Genomic DNA, 316 nt, shown 5'->3' with positions numbered 1-316 from the left:
GGTCCGGAAGTAGAACTGCGGACGGTAGTTCGCGAAGAACGGGGTGTGACGACCGCCTTCTTCCTTGGTCAGGATGTAGGCTTCAGCTTCGAACTTGGTGTGCGGGGTCACCGAGCCGGGCTTACACAGAACCTGGCCACGCTCAACACCGTCACGGTCAACACCGCGCAGCAGGGCGCCGATGTTGTCGCCGGCTTCACCGCGGTCCAGCAGCTTGCGGAACATTTCAACGCCGGTGCAGGTGGTCTTGGTGGTGTCGCGGATGCCGACGATTTCAATCTCGTCACCAACGTTGATCACGCCACGCTCAACACGA

1 protein-coding gene is annotated in these 316 nt (G+C 60.8%); it reads right to left on the bottom strand.

The features are described from left to right. Window positions 1-316, bottom strand: a 316-nt coding sequence (locus tag ACXAET_RS22740; RefSeq protein ID WP_475191114.1) for an EF-Tu/IF-2/RF-3 family GTPase, incomplete at both ends; no start/stop codon positions are given.

It is taken from the genome of Ruegeria sp. AWH4_226 (assembly GCF_056159225.1).
The sequence above is the reverse complement of the archived record's forward strand: the minus strand, read 5'-3'. Positions and strand labels throughout refer to the sequence as shown.